10 protein-coding genes, 1 tRNA gene and 2 pseudogenes are annotated in these 14216 nt (G+C 68.3%); 3 read left to right on the top strand and 10 right to left on the bottom strand.

The features are described 5' to 3' along the window. Positions 1-791: 791 nt before the first annotated feature. From EDF34_RS17140 to EDF34_RS18045, 3 genes and pseudogenes are all read right to left on the bottom strand, one after another. Positions 792-2312, bottom strand: coding sequence for a deoxyguanosinetriphosphate triphosphohydrolase family protein (locus tag EDF34_RS17140; protein WP_123372729.1), 1521 nt, complete (start codon positions 2310-2312; stop codon positions 792-794). Continuing rightward, positions 2309-2581, bottom strand: a complete 273-nt coding sequence (locus EDF34_RS17135) for a hypothetical protein (protein WP_123372728.1) — start codon at positions 2579-2581, stop codon at positions 2309-2311. The genes EDF34_RS17140 and EDF34_RS17135 overlap by 4 nt, the downstream gene beginning before the upstream one ends. A gap of 255 nt (positions 2582-2836) precedes the next feature. Continuing rightward, positions 2837-3301 (bottom strand): annotated as a pseudogene (locus tag EDF34_RS18045) (GIY-YIG nuclease family protein). A 371-nt stretch (positions 3302-3672) separates the two neighbouring features. Here EDF34_RS18045 and EDF34_RS17125 point away from each other — a divergent pair. From EDF34_RS17125 to EDF34_RS17110, 3 genes and pseudogenes are all read left to right on the top strand, one after another. Further along, positions 3673-4668 (top strand): peptidase, encoded by a 996-nt coding sequence (locus EDF34_RS17125; RefSeq protein WP_148076677.1) that lies wholly within the window; start codon positions 3673-3675, stop codon positions 4666-4668. Positions 4669-4904: 236 nt separating this feature from the next. Then, positions 4905-5141: pseudogene (locus EDF34_RS17120) on the top strand (relaxase domain-containing protein); the annotation flags it as partial. Between the two features lie 82 nt (positions 5142-5223). Next, a complete protein-coding gene (locus EDF34_RS17110) occupies positions 5224-6333 on the top strand; it encodes a site-specific integrase (RefSeq protein ID WP_123372726.1) in 1110 nt (369 codons plus the stop codon). 35 nt (positions 6334-6368) lie between these two features. Here the strand turns inward: EDF34_RS17110 and EDF34_RS17455 are convergent, their stop codons facing one another. The 7 genes from EDF34_RS17455 to EDF34_RS17080 all read right to left on the bottom strand — a co-directional run bounded on the left by EDF34_RS17455 (position 6369) and on the right by EDF34_RS17080 (position 14203). Continuing rightward, positions 6369-7661, bottom strand: coding sequence for a hypothetical protein (locus EDF34_RS17455; protein ID WP_148076676.1), 1293 nt, complete (start codon positions 7659-7661; stop codon positions 6369-6371). A 292-nt stretch (positions 7662-7953) separates the two neighbouring features. After that, positions 7954-8026: transfer RNA gene (locus tag EDF34_RS17105), tRNA-Arg, on the bottom strand. An 89-nt stretch (positions 8027-8115) separates the two neighbouring features. After that, on the bottom strand, positions 8116-9162 hold the full coding sequence (locus EDF34_RS17100) for a LacI family DNA-binding transcriptional regulator (RefSeq protein WP_123372725.1): 1047 nt from the start codon (positions 9160-9162) through the stop codon (positions 8116-8118). 94 nt (positions 9163-9256) lie between these two features. Then, positions 9257-10372: a Gfo/Idh/MocA family oxidoreductase gene (locus EDF34_RS17095; protein WP_158615115.1), complete on the bottom strand. Its 1116-nt coding sequence runs from the start codon at positions 10370-10372 to the stop codon at positions 9257-9259. Then, a complete protein-coding gene (locus tag EDF34_RS17090) occupies positions 10369-12186 on the bottom strand; it encodes an alpha-galactosidase (RefSeq protein WP_123372724.1) in 1818 nt (605 codons plus the stop codon). Before EDF34_RS17090 ends, EDF34_RS17095 begins: the two co-directional genes overlap by 4 nt. Further along, complete coding sequence (locus EDF34_RS17085; protein WP_233575457.1) at positions 12183-13112, bottom strand: carbohydrate ABC transporter permease; 930 nt, start codon at positions 13110-13112, stop codon at positions 12183-12185. Before EDF34_RS17085 ends, EDF34_RS17090 begins: the two co-directional genes overlap by 4 nt. After that, on the bottom strand, positions 13112-14203 hold the full coding sequence (locus tag EDF34_RS17080; RefSeq protein ID WP_123372723.1) for a carbohydrate ABC transporter permease: 1092 nt from the start codon (positions 14201-14203) through the stop codon (positions 13112-13114). The genes EDF34_RS17085 and EDF34_RS17080 overlap by 1 nt, the downstream gene beginning before the upstream one ends. Positions 14204-14216: the final 13 nt, after the last annotated feature.

Genomic DNA, 14216 nt, shown 5'->3' with positions numbered 1-14216 from the left:
GGCCTCGGGGACAGGGCTGAGGCCGCGACGGTGCAGCACGACGACGACGGTGACCGGGCTGGTCATGCGGCGGGCGGGACGACCACGACCTTCCCGTGGATCCCACCAGAGGGGCGGCCAGATCACCCAATCAGCCTCGCCCAGCGAGACCGTCGCCCAACATAGATCACGACGAGGTCATCCGGGGGGGTGTCGCCTCGCCCGAATTTCGCCCCCTAGTCTCTTAAGCGCGCCCTCAGAAACATTGTCAACGCCTCGTGATAGGCCATCGCGGCATCGTGCTGTTCAAAGCGCGGGTCAACTAGTCGCTCGACGCTACCGTCCGGCAAGAGATTTACAACGGCGCTAAACCACGCAACCTGATCTAGTTCATCGTTGTCACTCGGATGCGTGAGCGGGTTTCGGATGGTTTTCAACTTTGGTATTGCACTTCCGAGCTTCTCTTCTGCTTCTACGAGCGGGCCCGGACTTCCGAAGACCCTAATTACAGCTCGGCCCAAATCCTGCAGCCGCGCGAGCTCGTAGATGTAATAGTCGAGGTCGTTCCCCGGATCCCCGGTGAGATCGGCCGCCTCCCACGGCGTGCCTGGCAAGATTCTGGGGGCGGTCGCGGCCCTGCGCACGATCCTTTCACGCTGAACCTCGAGACCTGCGCCCGTTCGTCGCAGAGCGTTGAGAAAGCGACTAGCCGATTTGTCGAGGTCTCGCTTCGGCATGTCAGACACCAAACGTGAAGCGGTGGGGTCGCAGAGCGTGAGCCGTTATTTCGCCATGACTCCACGTTGACTCGGTCACACGAAGCCCCCCGCCAGGTCCACCAAGCCACCGCGAAGAACTCGATGCAATTCGATCGCCTGATGATCGCTCAAGCTGGCCACGTAGTCCAGCACGGCGCGGCGCGGCGCGAGTGCGCTGTCCGATTCCTGCAACGCGTTGTCGATATATTCAGAAAGTGTTTGAGGCAGCCGATTCTTTGCTTCATCTCGCCGCCAGTCATCAACGAGATGTACAAGACCGCTGAGCAATTTGCGCTGACCGCGCTGAACGCTGGCCATATTTGGTCGGGCAATAACGAAGTGCCTAGTCAGCGCCTTTATCACTTCGATAAAGTGCCAGTCGCCGTCTCCAAGTCGAACCAGCGCGAGAGGCGTTGTTGGCGATTGACCGACCTCAAGATTACCAATCGACTTCGTGATCGTCGCGCTGACCAGCGCACGTACCGTTGAGACCTTCGACGGACTCCCATCGAATGGCTCCTTCATCGCCGTCTCTACGGTGTTGGCCACCGCCTCAACTGCGACGTCCAGTAGTTCCCTGCGGAACCGCGTTGGGTACTCGCGCTCCAACTTCTGGTACAGAGCAGCTATGACGTCACCATCGTCGCGAACCCGAGTCCGCTTCTTCTCCTCGTGGCGCCTAAGCCAGGAGTTCGCCGCGGCGCTCACTGCGGATCCGGTTATGATCCGACTGCGGTAGAAATCCTCGAGGTCATGCATTGCATAGGTAATGTCGTCGGCGATATCCATGATGCTCGCCTCGGGGGCCTGGAGCGGCCGGCCAAACTTGTCCTTCGGGATGAGTTCCAGCGCACGGGCAAAATCGGTGTCAGGATGCTTGCCGGTTCTTTCGGACGGCGTCTCGTAGGAACAAAACTTCTTCTTGCGTAGCTCGTACAACGGCAGGTCGGTGGAGTCTCTCGCGAGAGGAAATCGATCGTCGTGGTCTGACCTGATCCACGGGTACTTCAGTATTGCCGCCAGCGTGGCGGAGGTTAGATCCAGGCCACGCGTCTCGTCGAGGGCATGCTGCTCAAGGCGAGTCACGATCCGAAAGGATTGGGCGTTTCCCTCGAACCCAACTAATCCCCACTCGCGTCCGACCTCATCAAGCACTTCCTCGCCGATGTGGCCGAACGGTGGATGACCGATGTCATGCGCATATGCAGCCGCTTCGGCAACGTCGGCGTCGACGCCGCCGTATGGTGCCAGGACGTGGTCTTCTGCGGAGACGATGATGTGCTCGGCGATCGTGCGAGCGAGTTGTCCAACCTTCAAGCTGTGGGTAAGCCTGTTGTGTGTCTGGAGCCCAGACGGGGACGGCGTGATGACCTGTGTGACGCCACTGAGCCTGGCGAAGGCCGTCGAGTACAAGAGGCGATCGCGATCGCGACGAAACGGACTACGGCCGTCGGTAGGAACGCCGGCTCCGGGCGACGCAAGCACCTCTGAGAGTGCGCTCTCCAGGTCGATCTCTTGCTCCGAGCGCGAGCGGGCTGTCCGCAGTCGCAGAAGCTGCTCAGGGTCCGCATTCACGCCGGTCGTCGAGCGGTCCCCGTGAGTTTGCCGTCTAAGTCAAAGAGCCCGCGGCGAACCATTTCCCAGTAGAGCTCCGCGACGGTGACGGGAGGCAGCCCAAGTTGGCGGGAAGATGCCTCGATCAACTCCGACGGCGCGCTTCCCGCCGACGACCGGGTCACGAGCTCCCGCGCGATTTGGACATACAGGTCGCGCCGAGCTTCTCTTCTGGCTCGCACGGCTTCGTGCGTCCTGTCCTCGATGTTGTGCTCGATCGCGATGGCCACGGACTCACCTTCCTGATCGCTGCTTCTAGCAGGCTACGCGGCAGTTTGGCACACCGCGCCCACACTCAAGCTCGCGGCCTACCGCCACTGCCGCACGAAGACTTGCGACCTCACCCTCGGGGGGCTCTGAGCCCGACCGTCGCCCCGGGTCGACGCACTCCGCGCGACGGGGACCGGTGCGGCGACGCCCTGCGTCGCACGCCGTGCAAGAAGAGTCGGGCGCTATGTCACCGCCGATGCGCCGATGCGCCGGTTCTAGAGCGGGAGCACGGGCAAAGATCGAGCGAGCTCACGTTGGTGCGCCCGAGCTTGACTCAGCGTGGCGTGGAACCCGTCATGGCGGTTCTGGTCCAGGTTCAGTGGCAAGTCGACCTCCTGCAGGAGTCGAGTCTCAGCGAGCCACGGCTGCGGATCGCTCATCCAGCACACACGAGCATGCTGGGCCATCCACTCGTTCAGCACCGCCTCCCCCCCCGCTCAAGGCAGTCGGGTGCCGGCGCTTCCGACACGGCGGAGCGAGATTCCGAGCTCGTCAGCCAGTAGAGATCCGAGCGTCAGCCGCAACGTCGAGCCCGCGGCATTTCCTCGAAAGTGGTATTTGACCCGCGTCCGCAGGGACTTGCGACTCGTGGGCAACCCTCGCAGCGAGGGCCGCTTGGGCGAGATTCCGACGTACAGCAGCACCGCGTCGTCAACGACATGGCAACTCTCGACGGGCACGCCCCTCGGAACCGCATCGAAGTACCGGGCGTACACGCCTGGAGCCGCCGGAACTGGAGTGGGCCGCTCGAGGACCTCGGCTCGCGTCCAGAGACGGCTCGGACCTAAAAGTTCCTTGGCCACATGCGCATCCTTGCCGACCGAGACCTACGCAGGCGGATTCCCTTGCCGCGATTCAACTTCAGTTGCGAGCTGGGCAAGCCGATGAGCAGTGCGAACGCAAACCTGAAGGGCAGCGCAGCCGGCCTGTGAACGACATTCCACACGACGACTTGCCACGGTCACCATCGGGTCGTGTCCCCAAGTGGGTCGCCGACGAAGCCCGCACCGGGAACGAGATCGTCCCCGACCCGTGGCGGCAGGGACCCACGGTGTATGCGCCGCCGACCACCGTTCAGACATCCAGACGGGCGCGGCACGGTCGCCGCGCGGGGCGCGTCACGAGGAACAGCGTTGGCGCGTCGCGACGTCCAGCTGGAGGCATCCGGCAGTCCGCGGGGTACCAGAACACGCTCGTCCTGTTCGTCGTGGTGGCGTTCATTACGGGGGCTTGGTTGAAGTACGGGAACACGTTCACCACGCACACCCCGGTCGGTGCGCCCGTTGACCTGGGCGGCATCAACGTCCCTGTGTCACCCGCGCCAGGGGCGCCGCCGACGGCCACGACCATCCCCGAGAACGTCCGCTCTGCGATGGGGTTCCCCACGCCCGGATTCGAGGCGGGCACCGTTCCCCTCGGGCACCCGCCGCTCGTCGGTTCGGTGTCGAGTTCATACAAGTTCCTGCACGTCCAGGCCGACGGCATCACCCCGGTCTCGTGGGACCCCTGCCGCCCGATTCACTACGTGACGCGGACCGCAGGCGCACCACCTGGCGGCAACGACATGATCGAGGCCGCGGTCTCGGCGGTGTCAGCAGCGAGCGGGCTGGTGTTCGTCAATGACGGCGCCACCGATGAGAGCGACCCGTTGCGCAGCATGCGGCCGCTGTCCCAGCCGGCCCTGTACGGCGACCGGTGGGCCCCGGTCCTGATCGAGTGGGACACCGAGGCGCAGAACATGCGCCTTGCCGGCAACATCGCCGGCGTTGGCGGGCCGACGCCGGTGTCCATCGACGGGCAGCTGCTGGTCAACGTGACGGGCGGCATCCAGCTGGACGTGGAGCAGGTCATGGACGCACAGGCTTACGACGGGCAGGGCGTCACGATCGTCATGCACGAGCTCGCGCATCTGGTCGGTCTCGACCACGTCGCCGACCCTACTCAGATCATGAACCCGTCCGCGATGCCCGGCGTGAACACGTTCCAGGCGGGCGACCTGACCGGTCTGGCACTGCTCGGCAAGGGGACGTGCGACCCACGCTTTTGACCAGGTTCCACACCAGCGGAGCGTGCCGCGCGACCCGGCCGGCAACGAGCAGGGCACGGTAGAACTCACTCCGGACGGTCCTTCCCCATCGTGAGACGCAGTCCACATGGCTGGCATCCTTTGCACCATTCGCGCTGCGGCAGAAACTTCCCTCGCGTCTTGCAGACTTTCTGGCACACCTACTTGTGGGAGCACTCGCCCGAGCGCCCCCACAGGAGGTGCTCGCGGTGCTCTCGATGCACAAGCTGACGGTCGGCGACGGGTACGCGTACCTGACGCGGCACGTCGCGGCCGGCGACGCGGGGCTGTCCGCCGACGAATCCCTGACGGTCTACTACGAGCAGACGGGCAACCCGTCGGGCCGGTGGATCGGCGACGGCCTGCAAGGAATCGGCGACGGCCGCCTCAGGGCAGGCGCAGCCGTGTCCGAGGCCCCGATGACGGCGGTGTTCCGCGACGGGCGCGACCCCATCAGCCTCGAGCCGCTCGGCGGCTCGGCACCGTCATCCCGGCCTCGTGGGTCGATCGGGAGCCCGCGCAGCCGCGCCGACGCTGATGTCCGTCACCCGGCGGACGCTTCCCTCGGGCAAGGTGACCTGGCGCGCGAAGGTCTTCTTCGAGCACCGGGTCATCGCCGAGAAGTCCTTCCCGCGCAGGACGGACGCCAAGCGCTGGGAGGCCGACCAGCTGGTCAAGCTCCAGAGCGGCACGTGGATCGACCCCACCCGCGGCCGAGTGTCCTTCGGGACACTGGCCGAGGAGTGGCAGGCCTCCCGGCAGCACCTGGCGGTCCGGAGCCAAGAGACGACGCGGTTCCTGCTCGACTCCTACGTCGACCCCGTCATCGAGCGCCTGCCGATCGCCGTCATCTCCGCGACGGACGTCGAACGAGTGCTCACGGTGATGACGGTCCGCGGCCTCGCGACGGCCACCCGGCGGCGCGTCCTGTCCGTCATCCGCCTCGTGCTCGACTACGCCGTCCGCGACCGCCGGATCTCCGTCAACATCGCCCGCTCGATCCCGCTCCCCAAGGGCACGACCAAACGGGAGCCGCACTGGCTGCGCGCGGAGCAGCTCGGCAAGCTTGCCGACGCCATGCCGCCGAACTGCCGGCCGGTCGTGCTCTTCCTCGGCCTGGCCGGCTGCCGGTTCTCGGAGATGTGCGCGCTGCGGGTCGACGACGTCGTCCAGACACCGCACGGCCTGGGCGTCCGGATCCACCGCGCGGCCCCGCAGTCGAAGAAGACCAGCGGTGCCGTCTTCGGCCCGACGAAGACGCACCAAACCCGTACCGTCCCGGTCCCGCCGACGCTCGAGACGTACGTGCGAGACCGGATCGAGAACGAACCGTCGGGCTCGTACCTGTTCCCCAGCCCGACGGGCGCGATCTGGACCAACACGAACTTCCGGGTCCGCTCCCGCTGGACCGAGACCACCCAGGCGGTCGACCTTGCCGGCACGACGATCCACGACCTTCGCCATACCGCCGCCTCGCTGCTCATCGCAGCCGGTGCCGACGTCAAGGCGGTCCAGATGATCCTCGGCCACGCCACGGCAACGATGACCATGGACCTCTACGGCCACCTGTTCTCCGAGGCGCCCTGGGTCGCGATGGAGCGAATGCCGTTGTTCCCGGAGCCGCCGCGAAGGTCTGCTCCCCCCTGATTAGCGCAGGGAAAGCGACCGCATTTGCCGCGCGTCTAGATTCGATCCAGCGCCCAATCTCTGCCGCTAATAACGTTCTTTGGCACGCCGATTCGGCGAGCCACCCAGATTCGAAAAACTCGATAGTCCTGTCGCAGCGAGTCCACCATTTCGTCTACCGAAGGCGTTCGTCTGTCTGCATGCTTGACGTCGTTATATATCCCCGTCGATGCGGAGGCCCACTCTGCGGCATCAAACGGAAGGAGATCCCGGACCTCGCGCGCGATGGACTCAAGCATGGCGTGATGGCCTGCACGCCGACCAAGGATGCGGTAGCCGATTTCCTCGAGGCCTATACCTGCATCCGAAATCCGGCCATCGACCGACATGCCGGGATGACGCATGCCAAATGTCATGGCCGCAATCCCGCGACGGAACTCGTCTCGCAGTCGAAGCCACCGGCGCACGCCTGCCGCGCCGATGTGTCCATATTCGAAATGGAAGTCGTGTCGCCGGTCGGTCGACGGCGTCGCAGGAACCTCATAGGTCCGGACATCCGCCCAGCGGTCACCGACTATGTCCCCTGACAGGACTCTCTGGGGGTCTCTTGCGTGCATCGCCCGGATTCGGTGCACGCCGATCGGAGACCAGGCGCTGAGCTCCACCAGCTCGTGCACCGCGTAGTGCATATCGAGGTGGCTCTGCCAGTCCCGTGGTCGGGCAATCACAGTCTCCGTCGAAGCGATCTCCTGAACCGATGTCAGCCCAGCACGACCCGGGACACTCCAGTCCACTCCAGCCCGCACGCTCAGATTCAGTCGACGATCGAGCCGCGTGACGCTCGCAGCCTTCACCGTGATCGTGACGTCAGGAGACCGACTCGGTCGAGGCGGGTCGAGTGACGTCGTAACCGAACGCTCGCCGTACCAGTGGCCCAACCCCTCAGTCCAGACCGCCAGACCATTAACGCTCGAGTAGTCAACCGAAGGATCCCCGGTGAAAACCGCGTACCGAATCGTCAGCCGACACTCGCTCAAATTACTCTGCGCGCCAACAATGCTGCCCGATCGAGACTTGACGCCTACCAAGCACACGAACCCGTATGCGTCGTAGAACCAGAACCTATCGGGCAATGCGTAGTCGAACTTTACAAGATCGGGATCGTCGCCCCAATGGACTAGATCACCGATGTACCGCCTACGGAGCCGCTGGTCGCCACGATCGTACGGAAGCACGAGCTCGATGCGCCCATCGATGTCTCGGAGCATCGCCGGGTACGGATCCACAATTTTCGGGTCCCACGCATAGCCAACTCGACTCTGCCCGGGAGCTAGGTCGTTTTGCGCCACGTCGCCTCCAAGGAAGTTTCTGCGATGCTATCGGGCGCGCGCCGCAATTTGATCGGTTCATCTAGTCGCAGGCTCGACGTGGGCCACCGACGCGCCGTGTCAGTGTGGCCGACCGGACACCCGTCCATAAGCGAGCGGTGAGGGGCCAACCGGTCGGCCCCGCCTCCGCAGACCGCCGCGGGCCGTCTGCCACCCGTCTTGCTGACCACGTGCTGACCACGAGCCTCCTGCGAGGACCGCGGCGACGTCGTCCGATGCGGCCACACTGCCTCTGACCTGCAACAAAACACTGTGCGCCTGGGCAGATTCGAACTGCCGACACCCGCTTTAGGAGAGCGGTGCTCTATCCCCTGAGCTACAGGCGCGCGGACCGCGGACGGCCCGAGCGACGCAAGCGAACCAAGAGCCCGCAGCGCGCAGCAAGCCTACCGGCCTGCGATGGAACGGCGACGTCTCACGGCGCCCCCACAAAAGGCGCGTGCCGCGGGTCGGCGGACTCCAGTGATGCGCTCGAGGCGCGGGCCACCAGGGTCGGCGCGACGAGCTGCTGCACCGGGGCGGCAGGAGAAGGCCCGAGCTGGGCGAGCAGCGAGTCGAAGACCGAGCGCGCCACGAGCTCCAGCGGCTGCGCGACCGAGGACATCCCGACGGCCGCGGCGACGGCGGTGTTGTCGTAGCCGACGACGCCCACGCCGGGTGACCGGCGGGCGGAGCCCAGGGCGCCGAGCGCCAGCGAGTCAGAGGCGCACACGAAGGCGGTCGCGTCGGAGGTGGTGAGCAGGTCGGCCGCAGCAGCAGAACCATCCTGGATGCCGTCGGCGCAGGCACGGTCGAGGCCCTCCACCGGAAGATGAGCGTCGAGCATGGTGCGGCGCCAGCCGGCGCGGCGCTCGTCGCCGGTGCCGGAACCGGCGGGCCAGCCGATGAAAGCGATCCGCGTGTGGCCGAGGGAGAGCAGGTGGGACGTGGCGGCCGCGGTGCCGGCGGCGCCGTCGACGTCGACCCAGCTGTGCGGGGAGGGGGTGCTGTCCGACGACCACGGCCGGCCGAAGGTGACGAACGCCGTGCCCGACTCCGAGAGCCAGCGCGTGCGGCTGTCGCCGTAGTGGGTGTCGGTGAGGACGAAGCCGTCGATGTTGGTGGTGTCGAGCAGCTCGCGGTAGCCGCGGACCTCGTCGTCGTCGTCGGCCGCCGTGAACAGCACGATGCGGTGGCCCGCGGCCTGGGCGGCCTCGGTCAGGGCGTGCAGGAAGCCGTCGAGGACCGCGCCGTTGATGCCGTCGTTGCTGGGGCGCATGCGCAGGCCGATGTTGCCCGAGCGGCCCGTGCGCAGCTGGCGGGCCGCGAGGTTGGGGCGGTAGCCGACGTCGTCGAGGATCGAGCGGACCAGCTCGAGCGTCTCGGGGCTGACCAGGTGCGGGGCGTTGATGACGTTGGAGACCGTCTGGCGGGAGACGCCCGCCGCGCGCGCGACGGTGACCAGCGTGGGGCGCTGCGTCATCGGTGGGGTCCCCCTTCCCGGGGTGTCGTCGTGGTGCTCGTCGGAGTGTGGCAGGAGCGCGGGGCGCGCGGGGACATCTGGCTAGTTCGTCTGGCTAGTACTGCGGCACGGCCAGCACCGTGCCGCCCGCGAGGGCGGACTGGTGGGCGACGATGCCGGGTGCGCTCATCCGGGCCGCGGCGACCTCGTCGACGACCGACGGCCGGCCCTCGACGACCGTGCGGACGAGCTCGTGGACCAGGTGCGGGTGGGAGCCGGAGTGCGTGCTCGAGACCTCGAACGTGGCCCCAGTGGGCGAGGTGTACGGGCCGGTGGACGTCCACGGGCGCAGCGGCTCGGGCAGCAGGTCGGGCCGGTCGAGTGCAGGCAGCCGCGTGACCGTCAGGTCGCGGCCGCGGCCCGGGGCACCGAGGGCGGCGGCCCGGTAGGTCACCGGCGGGTCGTCCTCGGCCTGCGGCCACTCGACCGAGGCGCGCTCGCCGTAGACGCTGAAGCCCTCGCTGTAGCCGCGGGCGGTGTCGAAGAACGAGACGGTCGCCTCGATCGCCACGTCGGTGCCGGTGCGCATGAGCGCGGACTCCCACGGGAACGACGGGCCGTGCGCGCCCTCGTGCTCCGGCGACAGCGTGCCCGAGCCCAGGCAGCGCACGTCGAGGACCTGCGTGCCCGCGAGCGCGAGCAGCGGGCCGAGCACGTGCGTCGCGTAGTGCATGGGCGGGAAGCCCATCCAGTACGACGGGAAGCCGTCCAGGTCCTGCAGATGCGCGCCGCGCAGGTGGATGAGCCGGCCGAGCTCGCCGGCGGCGTGCGCCCGGGAGACCTCGAGGTACTCGCGGCCGAAGACGCCCGTCTCGAGCATCATGTACCGGCCGCCGCCCGCGGAGGCGGCGGACAGGACGCGGTCGATGTCCTCGAGGCTCGTCGCCATCGGCACGGCGACGCCGACCGACCGGCCCGTGGCCAGGATCCGGACCGCGAGCGCGGCGTGGGTCGCGACGGGAGTGGCGAGGTGGACGACGTCGTAGTCGCCGCTTGCGAGCGCGTCGTCGAGGCTCGCCCACTGGTCGGGCACCCCGTACAGGCTGCCGACCTCCGCCACGAGCACGGGGTCGGTGTCGCACAGCGCGACGTGCGCGACGTCGGGGTGCAGCTGGTAGAGGTGCAGGAAGTCGCGGCCGAAGACGAGGCCGACGAGCAGCACGCGGATCACGCCACCTCCTCCGTGACCCGGAACCAGACGCACCGGTCGGCGGGCAGCGCCATACTCACGTCGCAGGTGCCGTCGGGAGCGACGGGCAGCACCACAGCGCGAGCGTCCGCAGGGAACAGCGGCTCGAGGCGGACCGAGCCGGCCGCGAGACCCGCGAGCCGGACGGAAGGGACCGAAGCCCCGGCCAGCGGCAGCGATGCGAGCAGGCGCGACGACGGCCCGACGAGCTCGACCACGGGCCACCGCCCTCCGAGCCCCTCACGCTCCGGCTGAGCCCCGTGGCGGCGCACGGTCGCGACGGGCAGGAGGGGCGCGATGGACGAGGAGTGGACCGCCATGGCCGCCCCCACCAGGTCGAGCGCGGCGGGCGGCAGGTCGACGAGCCGCTGCGAGACGCCCGTGCGACCGAGCATCGCGATCGCCAACGCATCGGCCAGCCGGTGCGGCTCGTCGTCCCAGGCCTCGGCACGGAAGGTCTGGTGCGCGTGCGACCCGCCCCACTGCGAGTCGCACCAGCCGTACAGCCGCTCGGGCGGGAAGAACAGGGACGCCGCCCAGAACCCGGCCGCCGCGTGCTCGGGCCAGTCGGTGTCGGAGGCGAAACCCACGTCGCAGTGCGCGGCGATGCCCAGGTCCCAGCGCATGCCGCCGGAGCTGCAGGTCTCGACGACCACGTCAGGGTGCGCGGCCCGGATCCGGTCGAGCACCGCGTAGAGGCCCTCGACGTGCGCGACGAGCCCGTCGTGCGGGCCGTGGTCGTGGTCGGTCCGCGTGCACCCGAGGCCGGGGTCGACGTTGAGGTCGAGCTTGAGCCAGCGCAGGTCGGTGAGCGCGACCAGGCGGTCGACGTGCCCGACGACGAGGTCGCGCGCGCGGGCGTCGCCCAGGCAGAGCAGCCCGAGCTCGACCTCGGTCCCCGCCGGCCAGTCGGCGTGCGGGCCGTCACCGGGCCGGGGCGTCTCGGGGGTCTGCACCCCGACGGCGAGCAGCTCGGGGTGTGTGGTCCGCAGGCGGGATGCGGCGCCGACGGCCTCGGGCTCGAGCCACAGCCCGAACGCGCAGCCCGCCTCCCGGGTCGCGGCGGCCGCGCGCGCCAGGCCACCGGGGAAGCGGTCGGTGTCCTCCAGCTCCCAGTCGCCGCGCAGCTCGGTCCAGCGCAGCCCGGAGCCCGGGGCGCCGAACCAGCCGGCGTCCAGCACGGCGGTCCCGATCCCGTGGCGGGCGGCGACAGCGGCGTTCGCGACGAGGACGTCCTCGCTGATCGCGGCGTCCTCGTACGGCCACCAGTGGTTCCACGCCGGTGTCGGTTCGACCTGGTGGCCGAGCAGCAGGCGCGCGGCGTCGACGAACGCCGCGGAGGCGGACTCCACGCCGCCCTCGTCGGCCCGCGCGACGAGGACGCCGGGCAGCGTCCACGTCTCGTCGCCGCCGAGCACGCGGCGGACCTCGTCGGGCAACCCCGCCCGGACGACCGTGCCACCCGGCCCGGGAACGACCTGGATGCGCCAGTTGCCGGACCACGCGACGCCGAGCAGCAGCGCGCGGTCGCCGTCGTCGACGACGAGGAACGGGTGGTGCCGCGCCGACGACCGCCCGGCCGTCGTCTCGAGGACCAGCCCGGACGCCAGCGGCCCGGACCGCGGTGCCCACTCCCCCGACCAGGCCGAGTCCCACCACGCCAGGCGGGCACCGGACCACGACGCGTCGAGCACCAGCTCGCACGACCACGGCGCGACGACCTCGCCAGGCCCGCTCGCTACGGAGCGGTGCAGCACCCCCTGCCCGAGCGCGAGCGACGCGTCCGACCAGGTCACTTGATGCCCGTGGTGCCGATGGACCGCACGAAGTAGCGCTGGAAGAAGATGAACAGCAGCGCCACCGGGATCATCGACAGGGTCGCGAGCGCGAGCTTCATGGGGAACAGGCTCGGCCCCTTGGCGGCGCCCGCGGACAGCTGGGCTATCCCGAGGTTGAGGGTGGCGAGGTTGGGGTCGGAGGTCGCGACGAGGAAGTGCGTGAACTCGTTCCACGACCCCTGGAACGACAGGATGATCACGGTGATCAGCGCCGGCACCACCAGCGGCATCGTGATCGAGACGAACCGGCGCATGACGCCCGCGCCGTCGATGATCGCGGCCTCCTCGAGCTCCCACGGCACGGACATGAACGCGGTGCGCATGAGCAGGATGCCGACCGAGTCGCACAGCAGCGGGATGATCATGCCCGCGTAGGTGTCGTACATCCCGAGCTGCTTGATGACCAGGAACTTGGGGATGAGCAGGACCACGCCGGGCACGGCCATGACGCCGATGATGAGCGCGGTGGCGGCCCCCTTGCCGGGGAACCGGATGCGCGCGAGCGCGTAGCCGGCCAGGCAGTCGATGATCACGCGGCCGATCGTCACGCTCACCGCGACGACGACCGAGTTGGTCACCCACCGCGGCAGGTTCACCGGGAACGCGGGATCCATCCCGAGCGCGGCCTTCCAGCCGTCGAGCGAGAACGGGTTCGGGATCAGGCTCGCGGGGTTCTGGATCGCCTCGGCATCGGTCTTGAACGAGTTGGCGACCTGGATGAGGAACGGCCCGAGGTACAGGATCGTGCCGAGCACCAGCAGCGCGGTCATGATCACGAGCGTCCGGCGGCTCCAGGACCCGAGCGGCCGGTAGGCCCGCGCGCGACGCTCGGCCCCGGCGGTGCGCGTCCGCTCGGCGGCGGTGTCGGCGGTGGTGGCGGCCATCAGTCCTTCTCCCTGCTGATCAGTCGCTGCCCGACGGTGAAGACGATGATGATGAGGAACAGCACGAACGCGATCGCGGCGCCGCCGCCGAAGTCACCGTCCTTGAACGAGACCTGGTACGACTGGAACGCCGGCGTCAGGGTCGTCTTCTGCGGGCCGCCCTGCGTGGCCAGGTAGACGGAGTCGAACACCTGCCACGACCCGATGACCGTGAGCAGCGCGACGAGGGTCAGCGACTTCTTCATCAGCGGCACGGTGACGAACCGGAACCGCTGCCACGTGCTCGCGCCGTCGATGAACGCGGCCTCGTCGACCTCGTGCGGGATGTTCTGCAGCCCGGCGAGGAAGAACAGCATGAACGTGCCCGACGAGGCCCAGACGGTCATCGTCGCGAGGGCGATGAGCGCGGGCGACGGGCCGGCGAGCCACTGGTTGATCGGCAGCCCCAGGATCGTGCCCGTCCCCCACGTCGGCGTCCCGGACGCGGGCGCGATGCCCAGCGCCTCCGCGATCGTCTGGAACAGGCCGCGCGAGTCGACGAACCACTTGGGCCCGGAGATCCCGAACCAGCCGAGCACCTGGTTGATCACGCCCGAGTTCTGGAAGAGGAACAGGAACGTCACCGTGATGGCCACGGCCGAGGTGATCGACGGGAAGTAGAAGACGGTCCGGAAGAAGCCGCGGCCCTTGAGCCGCTGCTGGTTGACCATGAGCGCCAGGGCGAACGCCAGCACGATCGTGCCGGGCACCACCATGAGCACGTAGTAGAGGTTGTTGCGCAGGCCGATGGTGAAGTTCTGCCGCAGCAGCCCGTCGGTGGTCAGCAGCCGCTTGTAGTTGTCGAGGCCGACGAACTCGGCGCCGCCGCCGAACGGGCTGGACAGCCCGTTCCACTTCAGCAGGCTGACCCACAGCGCCATCCCCACGGGGACGACGACGAACACGATGATCGCGATCACCGCGGGGGCGGTGAACGTCCAGCCGGCGACCCGCTGGGTGCCGCTCGTCGAGCCGCCGCGCCGCCGCTTGGGGGGCAGGACCTTCGGGTCGAGCGGTTGTGCGGGCTGTGCCGCGGTACCGAGAAGTGTCATCGCAAGCGCGCCT

This window comes from Cellulomonas sp. PhB150 (assembly GCF_003755175.1).
In the GTDB taxonomy this organism is placed as follows: domain Bacteria; phylum Actinomycetota; class Actinomycetes; order Actinomycetales; family Cellulomonadaceae; genus Cellulomonas.
The sequence above is the reverse complement of the archived record's forward strand: the minus strand, read 5'-3'. Positions and strand labels throughout refer to the sequence as shown.